The following is a 22212-nucleotide window of genomic DNA, read 5'->3' as shown; positions in this document are numbered from 1 at the left end:
TCAGCCGCCCAGCTTCATGACGGCGTTGACCTGCTTGTCGACCTCGGCCAGTCCGGCCTCGGTGGCCTTGCCGGCCTGCCACTCCTCGAGCCACTTGGCGAACGTCTCCTGGTACGCCGGTCCCGAGGCGGTCGGGGGCGTGGTCGAGGAGTTCGGGTTGTTGAACATGTCCACGAACACCTTGAACTCGGGGTCGAGCTGCAGGTCCGGGGCGGCGAGGGCGGCCTTGGTGCTGGGGATGTTCCGCAGCGAGTTGGACAGCCCGACGATCGCCTTGGTGTCGTTGGTCAGGTAGCGGATCAGTTCCCAGGCCGCCTCGGGGTTCTTCGCGGTCTTGGACACGCCGATCACGTTGCCGGTGACGTAGCCCGCGCCGTGCCGCTCGGCGGTCAGGGTCGGCAGGGGTGCGACCCCGAACTTGACGTCCGGCGCCTGGTCCTTGAGGAACGCGGCCCGGAACTCGCCGTCCACGTTCATGGACACCTGGCCCTTGTGGAACGCGTTGTCGGCGGAGAACTCGTCACCGAGGCTGGCCTTGAACTTCTCCAGGTTGGCGTACCCGTACCAGTCGACGAGCTCCTTCTGCCACTTGAGGAGCTCCTTCCACGCCGGGTCGGTACCGATGGCGGAGGTCTCGTCGCTCTTGAGCCACTTGCCGCCGACCATCGGGCCCCAGTGCGAGGCGGAGTTCTCGTAGAAGCCGAACAGCGGCAGGAAGCCGGCCCGCTCGATGGTGCCGTCGGCGGAGCGCTTGGTCAGCTTCTTCGCCGCCTCGGACAGCTCGGCGAGGGTCTTGGGCACCGAGGTGATCCCGGCCTCGGCGAACTGGGTCTTGTTCACGTACAGCCCGTAGGAGTCGGCGAGGAACGGCATCGCGCACCGCTTGCCCCGGTACTCGGTGTACTGCTTGACCAGGTCCGGGTACCCGCCCATGTCGACCTTGTCCCGCGCGATGTACGGCGACAGGTCCCGCCACGCGCCCGAGGCGCACAGCTTGCCGACCATGTCGGTCGAGTACGACAGCCCGATGTCGGGCCCCTTGCCACCGGCGATGGCCTGGACCATCTTGCTGTCGTCCTGGCTGTCCTTGAGTTCCACCTTGATCTTCGGGTGGGTGCTCTGGAAGTCCTTCACGGCGGCGGCGATCGCCTCGGACTCCCGCCCGGTGAAGAAGTGCCAGAACTCGACGGTGCCGGACGCCTCCTGCCCGGCGGCGGCGATCTTGTCGTTGTCGCCGCCGGACGAACAGCCGGCCAGGGCCAGGGCCGCGGCGAGTACCAGTGCGGTGCGTTTCATGGGGTGCTCTCCTGAAAGGGGGAATCAGAACTGCAGGCCGGACAACAGGTGTTCCCGGACGGCGGACAGAGCCGCGTCCAGCGCGCCGAGCAGGGCGGCGTCGTCGGTGACCCCGGTCGAACTGATCGGGGTCCGCAGTGGGCCGGCGGTGTTCAGCGCCGACTCCACCGCGGCGCGGAGCGCCTCGCCGCCCGCCTGGGACACCTCGCCGGCCAGCACGACCAGCGGGGGATCGAGAACGGCGACGACGGCGGCGAGGCCGACGGCGATCCGTTCGGCGAGGGCGGCGAGGAACGCCGCGGACTGGGGGGTACCGGCGGCGACGGCCAGGGCCACGGCGGCCGGGGCGGTGCGCGCGCCGAACCCGTGCTGGCGGGCCAGGGCCTCCACGGCCGTCCCGCCGACGAGGTCGTGGAAGTCGGGGCGGCCGTCGGGGCCGGGCATCCCGATCGGCATGTACCCGATCTCGCCGGCGCCCTGCCGCGCACCGCGCAACAGGGTGCCCGCGAGGTCGATGGCCAGACCGATGCCCTCGCCGAGCCATAGCAGCGCGAAGCCCTCGGTCGCGTCGGGTCCCGGACCGCCGGCCGGCTGGGCGGCCACGCCCCGGTGCCGTTCGGCGACGGCGGCGAGATTGACGTCGTTGTCCACGTCGACGACCTTGAGCACCCGGCGGCGCAGCTCGCCGACCAGGCCGGGCCGGCTCCAGCCGGGCACGTCGATGTGGTGCACGGTGTCGGTCCGCGCGTCGTAGGAGCCGGGCACCGCGACCTGCACGTGGTCGAGCTGGCGCATCGTGATCCCGGCCTGCCGGCACACCTCGGCGAGCGCGTCGGTGACGGCGTCCACCGGGTCGGTGGCCCGGGGGTCGATGTGCAGCTCGGCGCGGGCCCGCAGGGTGCCGGTCAGGTCGCAGACGGCCGCCGACAGCGCGGGGAGGGTGGCGCTGCTCAGGGTGTCGCGGACGGACACCGCCGCCGCGTACGCCGCGTTGGGGTTGGCCGCGTACACGTCGGCGTTGGGGCCGGGGCCGCCGCTGGTCCGGCCGACGATCATCGCGAGGCCGGCCTCCTCCAGGCGGCGGAGCACGTCCGAAGTGGTCGGCTTGGACAGCCGGGTCAGGGCGCGCAGGTCGCCCCGGGTGAGGGGGCCGCGTTCGAGGAGGTGTCCGAGCGCGGCGGATTCGTTGATCGCCCGCAGTAGTCGGGAGGAGCCCGCAAGCCTGGCCATGACGCCACCTTCGTCGCACGAGATGAATAGAAAGACTGACTTACTATCGTGGGAGGACGCTAAGTCGGTGCACGGCCCATGTCAATACGTTGACGGGATCCTTAACAATTGGGCTGGTCAGGGGGCGGAAAAACCGACAGTGTGCCAATAGGAAGACTGCCTTACCCAATCGCTTGACACCACTCGACGCACCGGCATACGTTCCGATTCGTCACCCGGGCCCGGGTCACAGCGCGTCACCCCTCATGACCGCCCGCAACGAGGAGGCACCCATGCCCCGCCCCCCTGTGATCGCCCTGTCCGTCGCCCTCGCCGCCGCCCTAGCTGTCGGAGGACTGGCCGTGCTGCCCGCCGGGGCCGCGGAGACCAACCTGGCCCTCAACCGTCCCGTCGCCGTGTCCTCCTCGGAGTCCTCGTCACTCGGCGGCGCCAAGGCCGTCGACGGTTCGACCAGCTCCCGGTGGGCCTCCGTCGAGGGCCACGACCCCGAATGGCTCCGGGTCGACCTCGGCGCGACGTACCCGGTGACCCGGGTGCTGTTGCGCTGGGAGGCCGCCTACGCGAAGTCCTACCGGGTCGAGGTCTCCGACGACACCACCACGTGGCGTCAGCTGACCGCGACGACCACCGGCAACGGGGGCTCCGACGACCTGACCGGCCTGTCGGGCTCCGGCCGCTACGTGCGGGTGTACGGCACCCAGCGCGGCACGGCCTACGGTTACTCCCTGTTCGAGGTCGAGGTGTACGGCGGCGGCACCACGCCGACCCCGACCGCGAGCCCCACGACCAGCCCGACGGTCGGCCCGTCGACCCCGCCCCCGACCACCCAGCCGCCCGGCGGCCCGGCGGTCCCGTTCGGCAGCCACCTGTACCCGTACGTGGCCGGCACCCTGCGGCCCAGCGGTTCCCAGGCGACGGTCGACCAGGCCGTGGTGACGTACTACCAGAAGTGGAAGAACGCGTTCGTCCGGCAGAACTGCGGCAACGGCTGGTACGAGGTCATCTCCCCGGACGCCGACCACCCGTACGTCGCCGAGGCCCAGGGCTACGGCATGGTCATCGTCGCCACCATGGCCGGCGTGGACCCGGACGCCAAGAAGATCTTCGACGGCATGGTGAAGTTCATGCTGGCCCACCCGTCCGTGAACAACAAGGACCTCCTCGCCGCCGAGCAGGACGCCGCCTGTAAGAGCGTCAGCGGCAGCGACTCGGCCACCGACGGCGACATGGACGTCGCCTACGGCCTGCTGCTCGCCTCGAAGCAGTGGGGCAACGCGGGCACCTACAACTACCAGCAGCTGGCGATCAAGCACATCAACGCGATCAAGGCCAGCGAGATCAACCCGTCCACGAACCTGCTCACGTTCGGCGACTGGAGCACGCCGGGCGAGGAGCACTACTACATGACCCGCCCGTCGGACCACATGATCGACCACTTCCGGGCGTTCCGGAAGGCCACCGGGGACTCCGCGTGGGACACGATCCGCCAGGCGCACCAGACGCTGACGACGAACCTGCAGAACCAGTACTCGCCGAACACGGGTCTGCTGCCGGACTTCGTCATCAACACCAACTCCAGCGCGAAGCCGGCCCAGGGCAAGGTCCTGGAGGACCCGAACGACGGGTACAACTGGTGGAACTCCTGCCGCACCCCGTGGCGGCTCGGCGCGGACGCGGCCGTCAACGGCGACGCGGCCTCGCGCACCAGCGCCCGCAAGCTGACCACCTGGATCCGGGCCAAGACCGGCAACGACCCGTCGAAGATCGCCATCGGGTACAAGCTGGACGGCACCCAGATCTCCTCGGGTAGCGAGCCGGCGTTCTTCGCGCCGTACGCGGTCGCGGCGATCAACGACCCGGGCGCCCAGACCTGGGTGGACTCCCTGTGGTCGAAGATGCTGGCCACCCAGCCGGGTACCACCGACTACTACTCGACGAGCATCCAGCTCCAGACGATGATCGTGGTGTCGGGCAACTACTGGCAGCCGTAACCCGCCAGTGCGGAACACCGGGGTCCGGCGTGTGTCGCGCCGGGCCCCGGACCCGTCACAGCGACCGCTGCCGCACCGACACCAGCCACTCCTCGACCCGCTCGCGGTCCGGCTCCCACGGCAGCGGACTGTCGGGCAGCGCCCGTTCGAACCGCCCGACGGCGGCCGCGTGCCACTCCCGCACCCGCTCCCACGGCACCTCGCCCCGCCGCACGGCCAGCAGCCGGTCCCGGTCCGCCCCGACGTCGACGGTCAGCGCCCCGGTCTCCAGCAGCCCGGTCCCGGCGTCGAGCAGCCGCAGCAGGTGCATCACGTGCTTCCAGGTCGGCGCGCCGTCCCGGGCGATGGCGTTCTCGGCCCGGTTGAGCTGGGCGCGGACGTAGCCGAGGTAGGTCTGGTAGACCTTGCGGGACAGGAACGCCTCCCGCAGCGCGAGCAGCTCGGCCCCCAGCGGCGTGCACACCTCCACGTGCGGGGAGTGCAGCACCTCCAGGATGTTCGGGTTCGCGGTCAGGGCCAGGCCGCAGAACCGCTCGACCTCCCAGCTGAACCGCTCCTCGCCCGGGCCCTCCACATGGGTCGGCGGCTTGTCGAACCGCCAGAACAGCGGGGTCGGGGCGACGTACACGCCGCGCCGGTCGTGGTCGGAGGTCGCCGTGGCCAGCCCGAAGGCCCGCGAACCGGCGACCACGGACAGGATGGTGTGCTCCTCGACCAGGTTCATCGGTCGATTGTTTCATTCGCCGAAACCCTTTTTCGGGTACGCAGCGTGAGCACCCCGTGCGCGCCCAGCCCGGCGACCAGCCCCCAGAACGCCGACCCGATCCCCAGCACGGTCACCCCGGACGCCGTGACCGCGAGCGTGATCAGCGCGGCCTCCCGGGCGGGCACGTCCTCCACGGCCCCGACCAGCCCGGTCAGCACCGCCCCGAGCAGCGCGACCCCGGCGACCACCGCGATCAGCGCCTTCGGCAGCGCGGAGAACGCCTGCACCAGCCCGGCGGAGAACACCCCGATCACCAGGTAGAACACCCCGGCGGACATCCCTGCGGTGTACCGGCGGCGCGGGTCGGGGTGCGCCTCCGGGCCGGTGCAGATCGCGGCGGTGATCGCGGCCAGGTTCACCGCGTGGCTGCCGAACGGGGCGAGCAGCACGGACACGATCCCGGTACCGCCGAGGAGCTTGCGGTCGTTGGGCTCGTAGCCCGAGGCGCGCAGCACCCCCAGCCCGGGCGCGTTCTGTGAGGCGGACGTGACCAGCAGCATGGGAATCCCGATGCTGATGATCGCCGACAGCGAGAACGCGGGCACCGTGAACTCCGGCCGGGTGACCTGCGCGCTGACCTGCGACAGGCCGTCGAGCTGGCCCTGGGCGGCGGCGATGCCCACCCCGACGAGCAGCGCGACCAGCACCGCGTACCGCGACGCCAGCCTTTTGGCCAGCACGAACACCACGATCACGGCCACGGTGAGGACCGGCGCGCCCGGCACCGCCTGGAACGCGTGCAGCACGAACTGGAGCAGGATGCCGGCCAGCAGCGCCGAGACGATGCCCGTCGGGATCCGCTCGATCAGCCAGCCGAACACGCCGGTCAGCCCGATCAGGGTCATCGCGACCGCGCTGAACAGGAACGCCCCGACCGCCGCCCGGTACGGATAGTCGCCGAGCGAGGTGACCAGCAGCGCCGCGCCGGGGGTCGACCACGCGGTGATCACGGGCATCCTCGTCCACCAGCTCAGCACGAGCGACGTGACCCCGCTGCCCACGGCGATCGCCCACACCCACGAGGCGCGCTGCCCGGCGGTGAGGTGCCCGGCCTCGGCGGCCTGGGTCACGATCGCGAACGGGCCGGAGAACCCGACCAGCACCGCGACGAGGGCGGCGACGGCCGCGGAGGGGGAGAAGTCCCGGAAGATCGTCACCGTCCGCAAGCTACCCGCCGCGCCCGCCGACCGCGACCGGTTACCCCGGCCCCGCCCGGGCGCCGGAACCCCGGCCGACCGGTCGCCGGTCGGTCCGAGCGGCGGCCGAGGCGTCCCGTGTGTTCCGCAGCGGCTCCCGACCCCGGCGTGGCATCGACGGGCGTCCGGCGTCCGGCGTGTCGTAGGGTGTCGTTCTCGGAGAGGGGACCCGTGCTCACGAACTACCTGGCGGGCATCGTGCTCGGCCTCGGACTGATCATGCCGATCGGCGCGCAGAACGTGTTCGTCCTCGGCCAGGGCGTGGCCGTCGGGCTGCCCCGGGCGCTGTGGGCGGTGGTCGGCGCGGCCCTGTGCGACACGCTGCTGATCCTGCTCGGCGCGGCCGGCGTCGGCGGCCTGCTCACCGCCGTGCCCGGGCTGCGGGCGGCCATGCTCGGCGCGGGGGCGCTGTTCCTGGCGTACCTGGGGGTGCGGGCGCTGCGGTCCACGGTCGCCGACCACCCCGCCGACGCGGCCCCGGCGGCGTTCGCGGTGCGCGGCGTCCTGGGCCGCACGGTCGCGGTCTCGCTGCTCAACCCGCACGCGATCCTGGACACCGTCGGGGTGATCGGCGCGGCGATCGTGGCCCAGCCGGCGGCAGGCCGGACCCTGTTCACGGCCGGGGCGGTCAGCGCCTCCTGGCTCTGGTTCGGCGTGCTGGGCATCGGCGCCGCCCTGGCCCGCCGGTTATTCACCCCGACCCGCCGGGTCTGGTTCGACCGCTTCTCCGGCCTGGTACTCCTCGTCTTCGCGGTCCTGCTCGCCGTGGAGCTGTTCCGCGCCTAGGAACCCGCCCCGGGCGTGCCCGCTCCGCGCCTAGGGGGACGGCGTGGGCAGGAACGGCGGGGTCGGCAGCCGCCGCACCGGCGTGGGCCGGACGAACTCCGGATCGAAGACGCCGAAGTCGTCGAGGAGCCACCAGCCGCAGCAGCCCAGGCACAGGAGGACGGCCAGGACGCCGAGGGCGATCCAGAGCCACTTCACAGTCCCGCCCAGATGTTGTTCGTGACGGCCGCCGCGGGCACCGCGAGCTCCGGGGTGGAGGGCCCGGCGGCGTAGGTGACGATGACCAGGTCGCCGTCGACCTGACTGAGCAGGCGGACGGTGACGAGCCGGCGGTCGGGGCTGGTCGCGACGACGACGCAGGACCGCCGTCCCACCCCGGGCACCGCGACCTCCGCGCCCAGGGTCTCGGGGTTGGCCCGCCAGTTCTCGCAGGTCGGGTCGTAGGCCCTGTTCGCCATCTCCCGGGCGGGATTGCAGACCGTGGATCCGTCGTCGGCGCCGGCGCAGGGGCCGTGCCGTTCGAGGGTCGCGGTGAGTTCCGCGGTCCGGGATCCCGCCGCGGGTCACGGAGAGTACCGCGACCGGATGTCCCCGCTGGAAACTTTCCGTAACGAAGGCGGTCCGCCGCGCCGCCCGTACCGGCCGGTAGGCTCTGCGCCATGACCGAGGTGTGGCGGGAACTGGGCCTCCCGGGGCTCGTCGACGTGCACACGCACTTCCTGCCCGAGCCGGTCCAGGCGAAGGTCTGGGCGTACTTCGACGCGGCGGGCACGACCTACGGCGTCGACTGGCCCGTCCACTACCGGGGCACGGTCCCCGAGCGCCTGGCCCAGCTGCGCGCCGAGGGCGTCCGCGCCTTCACCAGCCTGGTGTACGCGCACCGGCCCGGCATGGCGGCCTGGCTCAACGACTGGGCGGCGGAGTTCGCGGCGGCCACCCCGGACTGCCTGCACTCGGCGACGTTCTTCCCCGAACCGGAGGCCGCAGACTACGTCGGCGCGGCCCTCGACCGCGGCGCCCGGGTGTTCAAGGCGCACGTCCAGGTGGGCGGGTACGACCCCCTCGACCCGCTCCTCGACCCCGTCTGGGGTCTGCTCGCCGACGCCCGGGTCCCGGTGGTGATCCACTGCGGCTCGGGTCCGATGCCCGGCCGGCACACGGGCCCCGGTCCGGTCGGCGCGGTGCTGGCCCGGCATCCGGGGCTGCGGCTGGTGATCGCGCACCTGGGCCTGCCGGAGTACCACGAGCACCTGGACCTGGTGGCCCGCTACCCGGGCGTGTACGCCGACACCACGATGGTCGGCACCGACTTCACCGAGAAGCTGGCCCCGATGCCGGCGGACCTGGGGCCCCGCCTGGTGGCGCACGCCGACCGGATACTGCTCGGCTCGGACTTCCCGTCGATCCCGTACCCGTACTCCCACCAGGTCGACGCGCTGGTCCGGCTGGGGCTGGGGGACGACTGGCTGCGTCGGGTGCTGTGGGGCAACGGGGCGGAACTTTTCGGGATCGGCTCCACATAGTTCACCTAGTGGGCACCTGGGGGGTGGACGCCGGCCACCCGGTACCCATAGAAAGATTTTCATGTTTCTCTCCGCCCCTCGGCGTGCCCTGCTGGGCACGCTCGCGGCCGCCGCGACGGTCGCCGTCCTCCTCCCCGCCACCCCCGCCCAGGCGGCCCCGCCCCGCCTGAAGGTGCTCAGCCACAACGTCTTCCTGATGAGCCGGAACCTGTACCCGAACTGGGGCCAGATGCATCGCGCCGACCTGATCGCGAACGCGTCCTTCGCCTCGGGCAACGACGTGGTCGTGCTCCAGGAGGCGTTCGACAACGAGGCCTCCGACCGGTTGAAGGCCAACCTGGCCGGCCGCTACCCGCACCAGACCCCGGTCGTCGGCCGGTCCACCGCCGGCTGGGACGCGACCAGCGGCAACTACTCCAGCTCCACGCCGGAGGACGGCGGCGTCACGATCCTCAGCAAGTGGCCGATCGAACGCCGCGAGCAGCACGTGTTCGCCGACGCGTGCGGGGCCGACTGGTGGTCGAACAAGGGCTTCGCCTACGTGGCGATCACCGTCGACGGGGTCCGGGCGCACATCGTGGGTACCCACCTGCAGTCCACCGACCCGGGCTGCTCCGCCGGCCAGGCCGCCGAGATCCGGGCCAAGCAGCTCCGCGCGATCGACGCGTTCCTGGACGCGAAGAACATCCCGGCCGCCGAGCAGGTCCTCGTGGCCGGCGACCTGAACGTGGACCACACCTCGGGGGAGTACCCGGCGATGCTGGCCGCCGGTGACCTGGCCGGGGCGGACACCCGCGACGGCTGGGCGTACTCGTTCGACACCCGGGACAACTCGATCGCGCACTACCGGTACCCGAGCGACCCGCGCGAGAGCCTCGACTACGTGCTGTTCCGCGCCGGCAACGCGCGCCCCGCCGGCTGGCGCAACACCGTGCTCAGGGCCCCGTCGCCGACCTGGTCGGTGACCAGCTGGTTCACCACGTACACCTACACGGACTTCTCCGACCACTACCCGGTCGTGGGTGGCTGACGTCGCCTGATGTCACTACGACATCAGTAACCCTTGACTGGCATCGCGTATGACGTCATGATGGTGTCATACCTGATGCCAGTCGAGGAGAACCGCCATGAACATCAACTTTCTGCGCCGCCTCGGTACCCGCCCGCGGAACACGCCCCGCGCGCCGTACCCGGCCAGGCGGGTCGAGATCGCCGCCCTGCGCCGCGAGGACTACCGGCTGGCCGGGCGGTGAGCCCGGCCGGTCGGGTCCTCCCGCGCCGGCCGGCCCCGGTCAGCCGACCGCCGCGGCCGCCACCCCGGCCACCGTCACGCCGACCCCGGCCAGCTGCCACCGGGACAGCCGCTCGGTCAGCACCTGCCGCGCGATCAGCGCCGTCACCACGGGGGACAGCGACGCCAGCGCGGACACCACCGACAGCATCGCGCCGGGCTGGGTCGCGGCGAGGGTGTAGGTCAGGTTCGCCGTGATCTCGGTACCGGCGATCAGCGTGATCCGGCCGAGCGACCCGGGACCCACGGTCACCTGGTGCCGGGAGGCGAGCACGATCGCCGCGATCAGCGCGGTCATCGTGATCCGCTGCACGATCAGGGTCGTCGTCGCGTCCTGCTGGGCGCCCAGCGGAACCGCCGTGTAGACCACCCCGACGCACGCCGCCGAGGTCAGGGCCATGATCATGGCCGGCCGGGGCGTTGGGCCGTGCGCGCCGGGCGCGCGGGCCACCAGGGCCACCCCGGCGAGTGCCGCCCCGACGCCGAGCAGCTGCACCGGCTGCGGCCGTTCCCCGGTGGCCAGCCCGACGAGTACGGGCAGGACGGCCGCCGACGCCCCGATCGGGGCCACCACGCCCATCGCCGCGCCGGCCAGGGCCCGGTACATCGTGATCATCGCGGCGACCGCGGCCGCGCCGGCCACGACGCCCCAGGCCGCCGCGCCCGGGTGCGGGACGAGCCCGCGGACCGTGACGATCACGCACGTGCCCACCAGGATCAGGGGCTGGGCGATGAACAGCACGGTCAGGGCCGGCATCTGGCGGCTGATGCTGCCGCCGAGGAAGTAGGACGACCCCCACAGGCCGCTGGCTGTCAGCGCGAGTACCGCCGCGAACACCCTTACCTCCGTACACTTTGTTGGACTGCGAGCACAGTACAACGTGTGGCCCACTGTAGTGAACTAGAGGTGCATCACAGTGCACCGTGGAGGTCGAAGTGACGGAGCAGGACGTCGTGGCCCAGGCGATCGCCGCGCACCTCAAGGAGCTCCGTGCGCTGCGCGGCTGGAGCTTCGACGAGCTGGCCAGCCGGTCCGGGGTCAGCCGGGGCATGCTGATCCAGATCGAGGGGGCCCGCACCAACCCCAGCGTCGGCACCCTCGTCCGGATCTCCCAGTCCCTCGGCGTCACCCTCGCCCAGCTCGTCGTCACCGACGTGCACCCCGTGCTGCGCACCGTCCGCGCCGCCGAGACCGTCCGGCTCTGGCAGGGCGGCTCCGGCGGCTGGGCCCAGCTCGTGATCGGCTCCGACCCGCCCAACGCCGTCGAACTGTGGTCCTGGGAGATGCGCCCCGGCGAGCACTACCAGGGCGAGGCGCTGCCCGGCACCCGCGAACTGCTCACCGTCACCGACGGGGACCTCGTCCTGATCGTCGGCGGCGACGAGCAGACCCTGTCCGTGGGCGACGCGGTGGCCTTCCGGTCCGACCGGCCGCACGGCTACCGGGTCGACACCGCCGCGTCCGTCCGGTTCACCTGCGCCGTCCTGCGACCCGCCCAGGACCCGTCATGATCGGGTACGAAACGTGAAAGGTCATCCGATCGGCACGATCTCCTGGCCAACACCATGATCCGGGTACCCGGGACGGGGAGCATGATGGGAGTTCACAACCGTTTCTGAACCGGGGGTGGAAGTGACCATCCAGCACGACAGCCCCGACACGGCTGTCGTCCGCGACGCGGCCGGGCTGTCCCGGCTGATCCGGTCCGGGCGCAGCAGCGACGCCGTGCTGCGCGCCGACGAGATCCTGCCGCTCCTCGACGACCAGACCGAGATCATCCGGGTACTGCTGACCAAGCTCGCCGCGCTGCTCAACCTCAGCCGGATGTCCGAGTGCCCGCGGGTCATCGACCAGGCCGACGCCGCCCTGCGCGGCCACGACGAACCGTCGATGCTCGGCGAGTTCCACGCCCTGGCCGCCTGCGTCGCCCACCACCAGGGCTCCCTCGAACGCTGCGTCACCCACCTCGTCCGGGGCGCCCGGGCCCTGGAGGAGGCCGGACCGGCCGACCCCGGGGCGGCGCGCGCCTGGCTGGACCTGGCCGTCACCTACTCCTGGGTCGGCTTCCACCGGCACGCCGTCGCCGCCCAGCAGCGCGCCATGGAGATCTCCCGGGCCGCCGCCATGGACCCCGTGTTCGTCACCCACCCCGAGATCCGGGTCCGGCACGCCCTCGCCCTCGACCACCAGGGCGACACCGAGGCCTGCCTGCGCGCCCTCGGCGAGCTCACCCGCACCCTCGGCCCCGACGACGTCACCGGCTTCGAACTGCCCTACCTCGGCTACGCCCTGTCCCGGTACGCGGCCCTCGGCGGCCGGGGCGGCATCGACGCCCGCCCCCTGCTGCGCACCGACCTGGAGCCCTACCAGGAGAACGGCGAACTCCGCCGGCTCGGCGAGGCGTGCCTGGCCATCGCCGAGAACCGCCCCACCGTGGCCCTCGCCCTGCTCGACGGGGCCTCGGCGGCGGCGTCCCGGCTCGGCGCGGCCGAGGTGCCCCGGCTGCGCGCCCTGGCACACACCGCGCTCGGCGACCACATGGCCGCGCACGCCGACGACCGGGTGGTCGCCGGGATGCTCGCCCGCACCACCACCCGGCTGTACGACCTGTTCGTCGACGGGGTCACCGCGCGCCTCGACCACGACGAGCTGCGCCGCTCCGTCACCCGGTACGCCGACGAGGCGCACACCGACTCCCTGACCGGCCTGCCGAACCGCCGCCACCTGGAGCGCTACGTCGCCGAACTCGCCGGCCACGGCACGTACGGCACGGTCGGCGTCGCGGACCTCGACGGCTTCAAGTCCGTCAACACGGTGCACGGGCACCTGTCCGGCGACCAGGTCCTCCAGCACGTGGCCGCGATCCTGACCCGGGCGCTGCGCGGCGGGGACTTCCTGGCCCGGTTCGGCGGCGACGAGTTCGTCGTGGTGCTGCCCGGGACCGCGCTCGCCGAGGCCCAGGAGGTCGGCAGCCGGTTGACGGCCGCCGTCGCCAGCTACGACTGGAACACCCTGGTCCCGGGCACGCCGGTCACGTTGACCATGGGGCTCGCCGAGATCAGCAGCCGCACGAGCCTGGCGGCGGCGTTCCGGGCGGCGGACCTGGTGATGCTCCAGGCGAAGGCCGGCTGACGGTCCCGGGAGCGGCGCCGGCGACTCCGCACGCGAGTCACCGACACGGGTGGCTGCACGGCCAGAACGCACCCGGGCCCGTCGTGCGTCGGGTCAGGTCGTCGTCGGCGGGCGGACCGAGCGCCAGACCTCCAGCGCCCAGGCCAGGTCGTCGGGGTCCTCGTAGAGGCAGATGACGTGCGCGGTCGTGCCGGGGCGGATCACGTGACCGTAGAACTCGCGGCCCTGGTCGACCTGCTGCCACAGCGCGTGCCGCAGACCCTCCGCCGGCGCGCCGGTACCCCCCTCGGGGTCCCCGCTCTTCCCGGCCTCCAGCGCCTCACCCTCCAGCAGCCTGCCCTCCGGGTCGGTCGGCGCACCCCGCAGCACCACCTCCAGGGTGTACTCCGGGGTCCAGTCCTCCGGCGTCGTCAACACGTCGACGATGACCACCCGCCCCGGGCCGACGAACCGCAGCCCCTCGGCCGTGTGCACCGGACTCAGCCCCGCCGTGCGGGTGAACTCCCACCGGTCGGTCACCGGCTGGCGCACCGGCACGGGCAGCGCGCACCCCATCCGGCCCAGCACGTCGTCGGGGTCCCAGTCCTCGGCGAGCATCCGCGCGACCTCCGGATGCTCGCTCGCCACGACCGTCGGCAGGTGCGCCGGGTCCAGCACGGACGCCGTCGCGGGCGCGCCGAGCACCTCCGGCCCCCACGGCAGGATCGTGTTGGCCAGCGTGCCCTGGAGCGTCAGATCCCGGTAGGCCGGCGTGCTCCACGCCAGGAACGCCCGGTGCAGATCCTCCTCGGACACCCGCAGCCACGTGCCGAACGTGATCGACGACCCGCCGCGCAACCCCACCGGCAGCAGCACCCGGACGAACGCCCCGCCGCCCTCGGCGCGCATCAGCAGGTCGTTGCCCCACTCCCGGGCCGTCACCCCGTCGGGCAGGTCGACGCGCAGATCGAGGTCGTACGGCTCCGGTTCAGACACCCGGGCACTGTAGCCGCCGGTGAGCAACACCACTGTCGCGGCCACGGTGGACGCACTACCGTGGCGGCATGATCACCCCCGCTGAGTTCGTCCCCGAGTGGGAACTGTGGCACGCCCGCCGGCAGACCAGCGTCGCCGCCCAGCACGGGCCGCTGACCCTGACCGGCACCCACTGGCTGCTGTACGGCGACACGGTCATCGACGGCGTCCCCGGCACCTGGCGCGCCGAGGACGGCAAGGTCCGGCTCACCGACGGCGCGGGCCTGACCGGCGACGACGGCCAGCCGGTGTCCGACGGCCTGTTCGGCGTGCACGAGTGGCTGCACCACGGCGACGTGGACCTGCTGACCATCCAGCGCGGCGACGACCTGGCCGTCCGGGTGTACGACCCGCACGCCGACGCCGTGGCCCGCTTCACCCGGATCGACGCGTTCGCCCCGGACCCGCGGTGGCGGGTGGCGGCCGAGTTCGTGCCCGCCGGTGACGACGAGAGCGTGCACATCGCGCACAGCAACACCGCCCGCGAGGAGGACTACCCGGTCTTCGGCACCTTCGTCTTCGAGGTCGACGGGCAGCGCGCCGAGGTGGTGGCCCTGCACTCCGGGGCCGAGAACGGCGCGCAGCTGACGTTCCGCGACGGCACCAGCGGCCGGGAGTCCTACGGCGCGGCCCGGTTCCTGTTCGTCACGGCCCCGCCGGCAGGGGGCCCGGTGGTGCTGGACTTCAACCGCGCGCAGCTGCCGCCGTGCGCGTTCTCCGACGCGTTCGTCTGCCCGCTGCCCCCGCCGGGCAACGTCCTGCCGTTCCGGATCGAGGCCGGCGAACAACAGGCCATCTCCGAGGGCTGACCCGGCCACGACCGGGTATCCGTCGACCTCCGCGTCGACAACGGCGCCGCGCGGGTAGCGGTGGCCCCGGGGCTGTGCCAGCGGGGTCGTTCGGCGACCGCGCGGGCCGGACCCGTCGGGAGCGCCCGCCGATCCGGTGGGCGCGCCGCCAGGTTGCCTGGGCCCCCGGTGCCGCGATGAGGGTTGTGGGGTCAGGCCGTCGCGACGGAGAGGGCCGGTGGGCGCATCGGCAGCCGGAGCAGTGCCCGGACCGGCCGCGCCGCCGGCCCGCGCCCGCGGACCTGCACCCCCAGCTCGCGCCCGCCCCGGAACGGCGGCCAGGACCCGGGTGTCTCCTCCAGCAGCACATCGGCGACGGCCCAGGCAGGCCCGTGGCACACCAGCACGCTGCCGCACTGCCGGGCGAGCGCCGCCAGCTGCTCGGCGTCGCGCGCCCCGACCGCGCCGGCGGGCAGCACCACGACCGAGCCGCGCACGTGCAGCAGCTCGGCGACGACCCGGGCCCACGCCGGACCCGGGTCGGGCAGGGTGGCCACCTCGCCGGGCACGAGGCCCACGACGACGGGCATCCCGACGGCGGTCACCCGGGCCCCGGCGGAGGCCGCCTCGGCCAGCAGCGCCAACAGCAGGGTCAGCGAGCCGGTGACCGAGACGGTGGAGCCCCGGCGGAACCCGCCGGCGGGCAGGAGCCGGCGCAGGACCGGCGGGGTGGCGAGGGGGAGCATGGCGGAATCGTACACCTGTTCGAAGTCCGGGTTCAGTTCTGTTCGTGCCAAGGTTGGGCCCCCGAGACGAACCTGTCCAATTGATCTCCGTGCACGACCCGTCCGGGCGGTTTGTCCCGGACCACCCGGGCCGTCAACCGGGCCACCGGCACCGCGCCCGGGGCCGTGGCCGCCGCGAACACCACGTTGCCGAACCGCCGCCCGCGCAGCATCCCCGGCTCGCCCACCACGCACACGTCGGCGAACGCGGCCCGCAACGTGGCCGCCTGCCGGCGGGAGAACAACAGCGGGGGCAGGTCGGTGACGTTGACCGCGTACAGGCCGCCGGGGCGGAGCACCCGGGCCACCTGGTGCGCGAACTCCACGCTGGCGACGCTGGCCGGCATCTGCGCGCCCCGGTAGACGTCGGCGACCACCAGGTCGTACCAGCCGTCGGCGCTGCTCTCCACCACCTCCCGCGCGTCGGCCACCCGGAACTCCACCTCCGCGGCCAGCGGCAGGATCCGGCGCACCGCCGCCAGCAGGGTCCCGTCGCGCTCGACGACCCGCTGGGTGGACCCCGGCCGGGTGGCGGCGACGTACCGTGGGAGGGTCAGGCCGCCCCCGCCCAGGTGCAGCACCCGCAGGGGCGCGCCGGCCGGCCCCGCGACCGCGACCACCGCCGCGACCCGCCGCATGTACTCGAACTCCAGATGTCCCGGATCGTCCAGATCGACGTAGGACTGCGCGACCCCGTCGACGAGCAGCGTCCAGCCGGCCCGGCGGCGCGGGTCCGGCACGAACTCGGCCTCACCGAGATCCACCGGCATCGTCAAGGGGTGCATGGGCTCACGCTAGCGCCGCCCGCCCGCCGGGACGCCGGCAGCACGGCCGTAGAGTTCTCGGGGCACACGGAAGAGGGGCAAGACCATGGGAATCGATCCGGAGCGGCTGTCGGCCGCCCTGCGGGTGCTCGCCGAGGCGGAACTGCTCGAGGCGGAGCACCCCGACGCGGTCGCGCTGCGCCGTGCCACGGCGGGGCTGTTCAAGGCCGTCAAGCAGCGCCGGCGCGCCGACCGCCGCGCCGCCGTGATGGCCGCCGACCTCGCGGTCACCGAGGCGACCGCGACGGGCGCCCCCGACCGGATCGACGACGAGACCCAGGGCATCCTGCTGGAGTCCCCGACGATCGGCGCGTCCGCCGGCACCCTGATCCGGGCCCGGGCCTGCTACACGTGCAAGACCCGCTACACCGAGGTCGACGCCTTCTACCACCAGCTGTGCCCGCCGTGCGCGGCCCGCAACCGGTCCCGTCGGGACGCCAGCGCGGACCTGACCGGCCGGCGCGCGCTCCTCACCGGCGGCCGGGCCAAGATCGGGATGTACATCGCGCTGCGGCTGCTCCGCGACGGCGCGCACACCACGATCACCACCCGGTTCCCCAACGACGCGATCCGCCGGTTCTCCGCGATGCCCGACTCCGCCGAGTGGCTGCACCGCCTCAAGATCGTCGGGATCGACCTGCGCGACCCGGGCCAGGTCGTGGCCCTCGCCGAGTCGGTGGCCGCCGCCGGCCCGCTCGACATCCTGATCAACAACGCCGCGCAGACGGTCCGCCGTTCCCCGGGCGCGTACGCGCCCCTGGTGGAGGCCGAGTCCGCGCCGCTGCCGGCGGGGGAGCTGCCCGAGGTGCAGACGTTCGGACACCTGCCGCGCGGCCGGGCCGAACTGACCGGCGCCGTCGAGCACCACTCGTTCACCCCGGCGATGCTGACCGAGCTGGCCCTGACCGCCGGCTCGACGTCCCCGGCCCGGATGGCCAACGCGACCGCGATCGACGCGGGTGGCCTGCGCCCGGACCTGCACGAGGAGAACAGCTGGACCCAGAAGGTCGACCAGGTGGACCCGGTCGAGCTGCTCGAGGTGCAGCTGTGCAACCAGACGGCCCCGTTCATCCTGGTCAGCATGCTGCGGCCGGCGATGGCGGCGGCAGCCGCGCGGCGCAAGTACATCGTCAACGTCTCGGCGATGGAGGGCCAGTTCAGCCGCGCGTACAAGGGGCCCGGGCACCCGCACACCAACATGGCCAAGGCCGCGCTGAACATGCTGACCCGCACCAGCGCCGAGGAGATGCTCACCGACGGGATCCTGATGACGGCCGTGGACACCGGCTGGATCACCGACGAGCGCCCGCACCCGACGAAGATGCGGCTGCACGAGGAGGGCTTCAAGGCTCCGCTGGACCTGGTCGACGGCGCGGCCCGGGTGTACGACCCGATCGTGCGCGGCGAGCTCGGCGAGGACCTGTACGGCTGCTTCCTGAAGGACTTCGAGCCGGCCGCCTGGTAGCGGGCACCCGGGAGCGCTGGGGCCGTCGCCCAGGCCGAGCCATCCTCGCCCCGAAGTGAGCACCACGTGCCCCGGAGGTCGCCGCCCGTCCGGCCCGGCGACCTCCGGAACACCCCCGCCATCCCCTCAGATGGCGGCACCTCCCGGCGGGAACCCACCGCGCCGCCCGGCGACGTGGCCTCCTCCCGGGAGCCGTCTCAGCACTCGGGTACGCCGACCCCCACCCGGATCTCGGTACCCGGCAGGCTCATCCACCCGGCGTTCGTCGCGGTCCCGGACTGCGAGTAGTGGTCGACCCGCACCGACCCGGCGCTCATCCCGAACAGTCCCCGGCCCGGCTCTACGGGCCGCAGCCCGGACGTCCGGGCCGCCACGAGCGTGACGTCGGCCCCGGCGAACTGCTCGGCGTCGAGCACCAGGTCGCGGATCCGGACCCGGTGTCCGGGGGAGCCCGCGGTCGCCCGCCACACGACGGGTCCGACCCGCCGGGACTGGCAGACCCGCGCGGCGGTGGCGTTGTCCATGACGGCCACGGCCTCGGTGTCGCTCGTCGGGTACATCTGGAAGTTCTCGCCGGTGAGGTCGTCGACGCTCATCCGGAAGTCCTGGCCGGTGGCGGCGAACGCGACCGGCACGATTCCCAGGTCGATGAGGGGCGCGAGGACGAACAGGCCGCCGAGGGCCGCCGCCATCGCGGTCGTGAATCGCCGTCTGTGGTAGGACATGTCCTCAAGGTAGGTGTCGGTTCGGCCACGGGTTATGGCCTGCGACGACAGGTGATTGCTATTTTCGGACACTGTGACCGTCTCCTGGCCCCAGCGCCGCACCACCACCGGCATCCGGCACATGCTCGCCGTGGCCGCCGAGGACGGCATCCCGCCCACGATCTGCCTCGCGGGCACGGGCCTGTCGACCGATCTGCCCGCCGAGGCCACCGGGGACCAGGAGCTCGCGGTCGCCCGGAACCTGATCGCCGCGCTCGGCAATCCGGCGGGCCTGGGCCTGCGGGTGGGCGCCAACCACCGGCTGCCCGAGTTCGGCATCTGGGGCTTCGCCATGCTCACCAGTCCGACCCTGCGGGACGCCGCCGTCGTGGGGCTGCGGCACCTGGGGTTGACGTTCGCCTTCGCCCGGATCCGGCTCGTCGAGGGCCCGACCGAGGTCGAGATGATCATCGACGACTCGGACGTGCCCGCCGACGTGCGCGCCTTCCTGCTCGAACGCGAACTGGTCGCGATCTATGGCATCATCGACCACCTGGTCGGCGAGCCCCTGCAGCCACTGCGCCTGGAACTGGCCGTCGACCGGCCGCCGCACGGTGACCTCTACGAGCTGGCCGCGGGCTGCCCCGTCCGGTTCGGTGCGCCGGAGAACGTGATCATCGCCGACGCGGCGCTCCTGGACCGGCCCCTGCCGCACGCCGACCCGCACACCTGGGAGGTCTGCGAGCGCGAGTGCCGCGAGCTCCTCGTCCGCCGCGCGGAGGGCACCCTGGCGGTGGCGGTCCGCGACCGGCTGCTGACGGGGGTGGGCACGGTGCCGGCGATGCCGGAGGTGGCCGCCGAGCTGCACATCACGACCCGCACCCTGCACCGTCGGCTCGCGGCGGAGGGCACGTCCTACCGCAAACTGCTCGACGAGGTCCGGCACGGTCTGGCGGTGGAGCTGCTGGCCACGACGGGGCTGAGCGTGGAGCAGGTGGCCGCGCGGCTGGGCTACACGGAGGCGTCGAGCCTGATCCACGCGTTCCGGCGCTGGACGGGCACGACCCCGCGCGGCCGCTAGAAACCCCTCCGACGGGTACGCGCCGGCGCGGCACCCGGCCTTCCTCCTTCGACACCTAGCAACCTAGGACGCTCTACGCGACGTGCGCGGCGCCATCGGGCACAACACAGCCAGCATCGGGTCGCGGGGGAGGCCCGCCAGCCGCGCGATCGGCGGGCGCGGCGCCCGGGGCACGTGTCCGGGCGTGGCCCGTCGTCCGGCGGGTCGCACCCCTTCGGGTCAGCGGGACAGGTCCAGTACCCGTCTGGCTTGTCGGTCGAGGGTTCCCGGTGGGTTGCGGCGCGCGGCGGGTCCGCCCGGCAGGAGCATGTGCAGCCAGAGCGCGGCGGCGAGTATCCGGGCCGCCCGGAACCGTTCGGCGCGGACGTCGAACCGTGCGCAGAACTCCTTCCAGTCGGTGGCCCGGGCGGACAGGTGCTCGACGAGGGTGGCGAGTTCGTAGGCGATGTCGGAGCGGCCGGCGTCCTCGAAGTCGACGATCCGGATCCGGGTCCCGTCCCACAGGTAGTTGGCGAGGTTGGGGTCGCTGTGCCCGAGTACCGGGTCGGGGGCGTCGGGCAGGGCCGGCAGGCTCAGGTGCCGCACCGTCGCGTCGTAGGCCTCACCGGCGAGTCCCGCGGGCCGTGGGGTCGCCGCGTACCGGCCCCGGAGGTTCTCCAGCGCCTCGGCGGGGTGGAAGCGCCGGGGCGGCAGAGTACCGACGGGCACGGACCACAGCTCGCGGAGCGCGCGTTCCATCGCGTCGAGCTGGGCGGGGGTCAGCGCGCCGTCGAGGGGAGCGCCGGGCAGCAGGCCCATCGTGATCCGGGGCGGGTCGGCGTCGAGGTCGGCGGCCAGCGGTGGGGGCGCCAGGTCGGTGGTGTGCGCGTGCAGGAGGTTCAGGACGGCCCACTCGCGCCGGTGCTCGCCGCGTTCCCAGGACACGTACCGCTTGACGAGCCGGTCGCCGGACAGGGTCAGGTCGTGGGTCTGCACCATCCGGGAGAGCCTAGTGTTTCCATTAACCTAGCGACCTAGGATGCCCTACGCGCGGTAACCCGCGCGACCCCAAACCCAAAAAGGAACATCCCTGTTCACCAAAAACCAGGGCGCACTCCGGGCCTCGGCTACCTCCTCGATGGCCGTGGACCTGGCGGCGCCGACCTTGTCTCTGCGTCCGGAGACGCGACGCGGGTGGCCGCGGTGCCCGGAGGTGCGCCCGGCAGGACGCGCGCCCCGTACCCGGATGGTGCTCTGGATCTTGGTCGGGGGTGCGGGGCAGCGCCGTCGGGGACCTTGCCGTTAGGGTGTCCTCGGTCTAGGGGAGGACGAATCGTGTCGATGCGTGGGTTCGCGCTGGGTGCGTTGGTTGTGGTTCTGGCCGTTTCGGGGTGTGCGGGGGATCCGCCGCGTCCGAAGCCGGTGGCGAAGCAGGAGGCGGCCTCCGTGCCGTCGCCGTCGGCGAGCCCGAGCAGTGCTCCGACGTCCGCCGCGCCGACGGTCGCCCCGTCGCCGTCCGCGAAGCCGACGAAGGCGCCGGTGAAGCCCGCGCAGGTCAAGCCCAGTTACCAGCCGCCGCCGGCTCCGGTGCCGACCCCGCCGGCCGCGCCGCCGCACACCCCGGGCAGTGACTGCCGGCGCTATGACGGTACGAACGCCGAGCGCCCCGCGGTGAAGGCGGCGTTGACGGCGGCGGCGAACCGGCAGTACTGGCAGTCGGTGCACTTCACGATTCCGGTGAACCTGATGAAGGCGATCGCGTGGCAGGAGTCGGGTTGGCAGTCGGCGATCATCGCGTGTGACGGCGGGATGGGGACGATGCAGTTGATGCCGGGCACGGTGGAGTGGATGAACCTGAAGTTCAACGACGCCCCGGAGGATCCGAGGACCCTGAAGGGGAACACGGTGCTGGGGGCGGAGTACCTGGCGTGGTTGATCAGGTATTTCGGGGATCTGTACTTCGACCACACCTATGACCTGGCGAACCCGGAGCTGCTGAGTGTGGTGATCGCGGCGTACAACGTGGGGCACGCGGGGGTGCAGGACGAGGCGACACACACGATCCGGATCCCGAATCAGCGGTATGTGGACAACGTGCGGGCGTTGATGACCGGGTGCGAGTGTCTGGCGTTCTGAGAATCCGCAGCAAGGGGACAGTTCACGCGCAGTGACCTGGGCCATCAGCGGAACGGATCACCGGCTGGTACGGTTGCGCTGCCGTCTCACCCGAGTGGGAGAGACCCCTTGCCTTCGGGTGGGGGGCGCCGAAGGGGCAATACCTCCCCGGAAACTCTCAGGCAAAAGGACCACTCGGGCAGGCACCTCTGGACTGGGTCATGCCCGCGCGCAGAGGGGGAGGA

23 protein-coding genes and 1 riboswitch are annotated in these 22212 nt (G+C 72.7%); of the genes, 11 read left to right on the top strand and 12 right to left on the bottom strand.

The features are described 5' to 3' along the window. Together PT931_RS18315 and PT931_RS18310 are read right to left on the bottom strand one after the other, a co-directional pair. Positions 1–1296 carry an ABC transporter substrate-binding protein gene (locus tag PT931_RS18315; RefSeq protein WP_456246944.1) on the bottom strand — a complete coding sequence of 432 codons (1296 nt, stop codon included), beginning with the start codon at positions 1294–1296 and terminating at the stop codon, positions 1–3. Between the two features lie 24 nt (positions 1297–1320). Beyond that, positions 1321–2526 (bottom strand): ROK family transcriptional regulator, encoded by a 1206-nt coding sequence (locus PT931_RS18310; RefSeq protein WP_363722609.1) that lies wholly within the window; start codon positions 2524–2526, stop codon positions 1321–1323. 272 nt (positions 2527–2798) lie between these two features. Between PT931_RS18310 and PT931_RS18305 the strand changes: the two genes are divergently transcribed. Continuing rightward, complete coding sequence (locus tag PT931_RS18305; protein ID WP_456246943.1) at positions 2799–4517, top strand: glycosyl hydrolase family 8; 1719 nt, start codon at positions 2799–2801, stop codon at positions 4515–4517. Positions 4518–4572: 55 nt separating this feature from the next. On the opposite strand, the gene PT931_RS18300 is transcribed toward PT931_RS18305, so the two are convergent. Together PT931_RS18300 and PT931_RS18295 are read right to left on the bottom strand one after the other, a co-directional pair. After that, positions 4573–5241, bottom strand: a complete 669-nt coding sequence (locus PT931_RS18300; RefSeq protein ID WP_456246942.1) for a nucleotidyltransferase domain-containing protein — start codon at positions 5239–5241, stop codon at positions 4573–4575. Beyond that, positions 5238–6440 (bottom strand): benzoate/H(+) symporter BenE family transporter, encoded by a 1203-nt coding sequence (locus tag PT931_RS18295; protein WP_456246941.1) that lies wholly within the window; start codon positions 6438–6440, stop codon positions 5238–5240. Before PT931_RS18295 ends, PT931_RS18300 begins: the two co-directional genes overlap by 4 nt. A 210-nt stretch (positions 6441–6650) precedes the next feature. Between PT931_RS18295 and PT931_RS18290 the strand changes: the two genes are divergently transcribed. Beyond that, positions 6651–7265 (top strand): LysE/ArgO family amino acid transporter, encoded by a 615-nt coding sequence (locus PT931_RS18290; RefSeq protein WP_456246940.1) that lies wholly within the window; start codon positions 6651–6653, stop codon positions 7263–7265. Between the two features lie 30 nt (positions 7266–7295). On the opposite strand, the gene PT931_RS18285 is transcribed toward PT931_RS18290, so the two are convergent. Further along, a complete protein-coding gene (locus tag PT931_RS18285) occupies positions 7296–7463 on the bottom strand; it encodes a hypothetical protein (protein ID WP_456246939.1) in 168 nt (55 codons plus the stop codon). Next, complete coding sequence (locus tag PT931_RS18280) at positions 7460–7723, bottom strand: hypothetical protein (RefSeq protein ID WP_456246938.1); 264 nt, start codon at positions 7721–7723, stop codon at positions 7460–7462. Before PT931_RS18280 ends, PT931_RS18285 begins: the two co-directional genes overlap by 4 nt. Before the next feature lie 201 nt (positions 7724–7924). Here PT931_RS18280 and PT931_RS18275 point away from each other — a divergent pair, with 201 nt between their 5' ends. The 3 genes from PT931_RS18275 to PT931_RS18265 all read left to right on the top strand — a co-directional run bounded on the left by PT931_RS18275 (position 7925) and on the right by PT931_RS18265 (position 10041). Beyond that, positions 7925–8788, top strand: a complete 864-nt coding sequence (locus PT931_RS18275) for an amidohydrolase family protein (RefSeq protein WP_456246937.1) — start codon at positions 7925–7927, stop codon at positions 8786–8788. 61 nt (positions 8789–8849) lie between these two features. After that, positions 8850–9818 (top strand): sphingomyelin phosphodiesterase, encoded by a 969-nt coding sequence (sph, locus tag PT931_RS18270; RefSeq protein ID WP_456246936.1) that lies wholly within the window; start codon positions 8850–8852, stop codon positions 9816–9818. A 97-nt stretch (positions 9819–9915) separates the two neighbouring features. Further along, positions 9916–10041: a hypothetical protein gene (locus PT931_RS18265; protein ID WP_456246935.1), complete on the top strand. Its 126-nt coding sequence runs from the start codon at positions 9916–9918 to the stop codon at positions 10039–10041. 39 nt (positions 10042–10080) lie between these two features. On the opposite strand, the gene PT931_RS18260 is transcribed toward PT931_RS18265, so the two are convergent. Further along, the gene (locus PT931_RS18260; protein ID WP_456246934.1) at positions 10081–10917 is read right to left on the bottom strand and encodes an EamA family transporter; all 837 of its coding nucleotides are present in this window, start codon (positions 10915–10917) and stop codon (positions 10081–10083) included. Positions 10918–11015: 98 nt separating this feature from the next. Between PT931_RS18260 and PT931_RS18255 the strand changes: the two genes are divergently transcribed. Beyond that, positions 11016–11591 carry a helix-turn-helix domain-containing protein gene (locus PT931_RS18255; protein ID WP_456246933.1) on the top strand — a complete coding sequence of 192 codons (576 nt, stop codon included), beginning with the start codon at positions 11016–11018 and terminating at the stop codon, positions 11589–11591. Between the two features lie 121 nt (positions 11592–11712). Further along, a complete protein-coding gene (locus PT931_RS18250) occupies positions 11713–13212 on the top strand; it encodes a diguanylate cyclase domain-containing protein (protein WP_456246932.1) in 1500 nt (499 codons plus the stop codon). 93 nt (positions 13213–13305) lie between these two features. On the opposite strand, the gene PT931_RS18245 is transcribed toward PT931_RS18250, so the two are convergent. Next, a complete protein-coding gene (locus tag PT931_RS18245) occupies positions 13306–14187 on the bottom strand; it encodes a hypothetical protein (RefSeq protein ID WP_456246931.1) in 882 nt (293 codons plus the stop codon). A gap of 68 nt (positions 14188–14255) precedes the next feature. On the opposite strand from PT931_RS18245, the gene PT931_RS18240 reads away from it, so the two are divergent. Continuing rightward, positions 14256–15035 carry a DUF1684 domain-containing protein gene (locus PT931_RS18240; RefSeq protein WP_456246930.1) on the top strand — a complete coding sequence of 260 codons (780 nt, stop codon included), beginning with the start codon at positions 14256–14258 and terminating at the stop codon, positions 15033–15035. A gap of 191 nt (positions 15036–15226) precedes the next feature. On the opposite strand, the gene PT931_RS18235 is transcribed toward PT931_RS18240, so the two are convergent. Continuing rightward, complete coding sequence (locus PT931_RS18235; RefSeq protein ID WP_456246929.1) at positions 15227–15760, bottom strand: hypothetical protein; 534 nt, start codon at positions 15758–15760, stop codon at positions 15227–15229. Between the two features lie 32 nt (positions 15761–15792). After that, positions 15793–16584, bottom strand: a complete 792-nt coding sequence (locus PT931_RS18230; RefSeq protein ID WP_456246928.1) for a spermidine synthase — start codon at positions 16582–16584, stop codon at positions 15793–15795. 85 nt (positions 16585–16669) lie between these two features. On the opposite strand from PT931_RS18230, the gene PT931_RS18225 reads away from it, so the two are divergent. Then, positions 16670–18088 (top strand): SDR family NAD(P)-dependent oxidoreductase, encoded by a 1419-nt coding sequence (locus tag PT931_RS18225; RefSeq protein ID WP_456246927.1) that lies wholly within the window; start codon positions 16670–16672, stop codon positions 18086–18088. Between the two features lie 197 nt (positions 18089–18285). On the opposite strand, the gene PT931_RS18220 is transcribed toward PT931_RS18225, so the two are convergent. Further along, positions 18286–18813 (bottom strand): DUF6230 family protein, encoded by a 528-nt coding sequence (locus PT931_RS18220; RefSeq protein WP_456246926.1) that lies wholly within the window; start codon positions 18811–18813, stop codon positions 18286–18288. Positions 18814–18886: 73 nt separating this feature from the next. Between PT931_RS18220 and PT931_RS18215 the strand changes: the two genes are divergently transcribed. Beyond that, a complete protein-coding gene (locus PT931_RS18215) occupies positions 18887–19873 on the top strand; it encodes an AraC family transcriptional regulator (protein WP_456246925.1) in 987 nt (328 codons plus the stop codon). Between the two features lie 219 nt (positions 19874–20092). Here PT931_RS18215 and PT931_RS18210 read toward each other — a convergent pair whose 3' ends face one another. Beyond that, positions 20093–20851, bottom strand: a complete 759-nt coding sequence (locus PT931_RS18210) for a phosphotransferase family protein (protein ID WP_456246924.1) — start codon at positions 20849–20851, stop codon at positions 20093–20095. Positions 20852–21274: 423 nt separating this feature from the next. Between PT931_RS18210 and PT931_RS18205 the strand changes: the two genes are divergently transcribed. Continuing rightward, entirely contained in the window at positions 21275–21988 is a 714-nt protein-coding gene (locus tag PT931_RS18205; protein WP_456246923.1) for a lytic transglycosylase domain-containing protein, read from the top strand. Between the two features lie 85 nt (positions 21989–22073). Then, positions 22074–22171, top strand: a riboswitch (glycine riboswitch). Positions 22172–22212: the final 41 nt, after the last annotated feature.

It is taken from the genome of Longispora urticae (assembly GCF_053902585.1).
The sequence above is the reverse complement of the archived record's forward strand: the minus strand, read 5'-3'. Positions and strand labels throughout refer to the sequence as shown.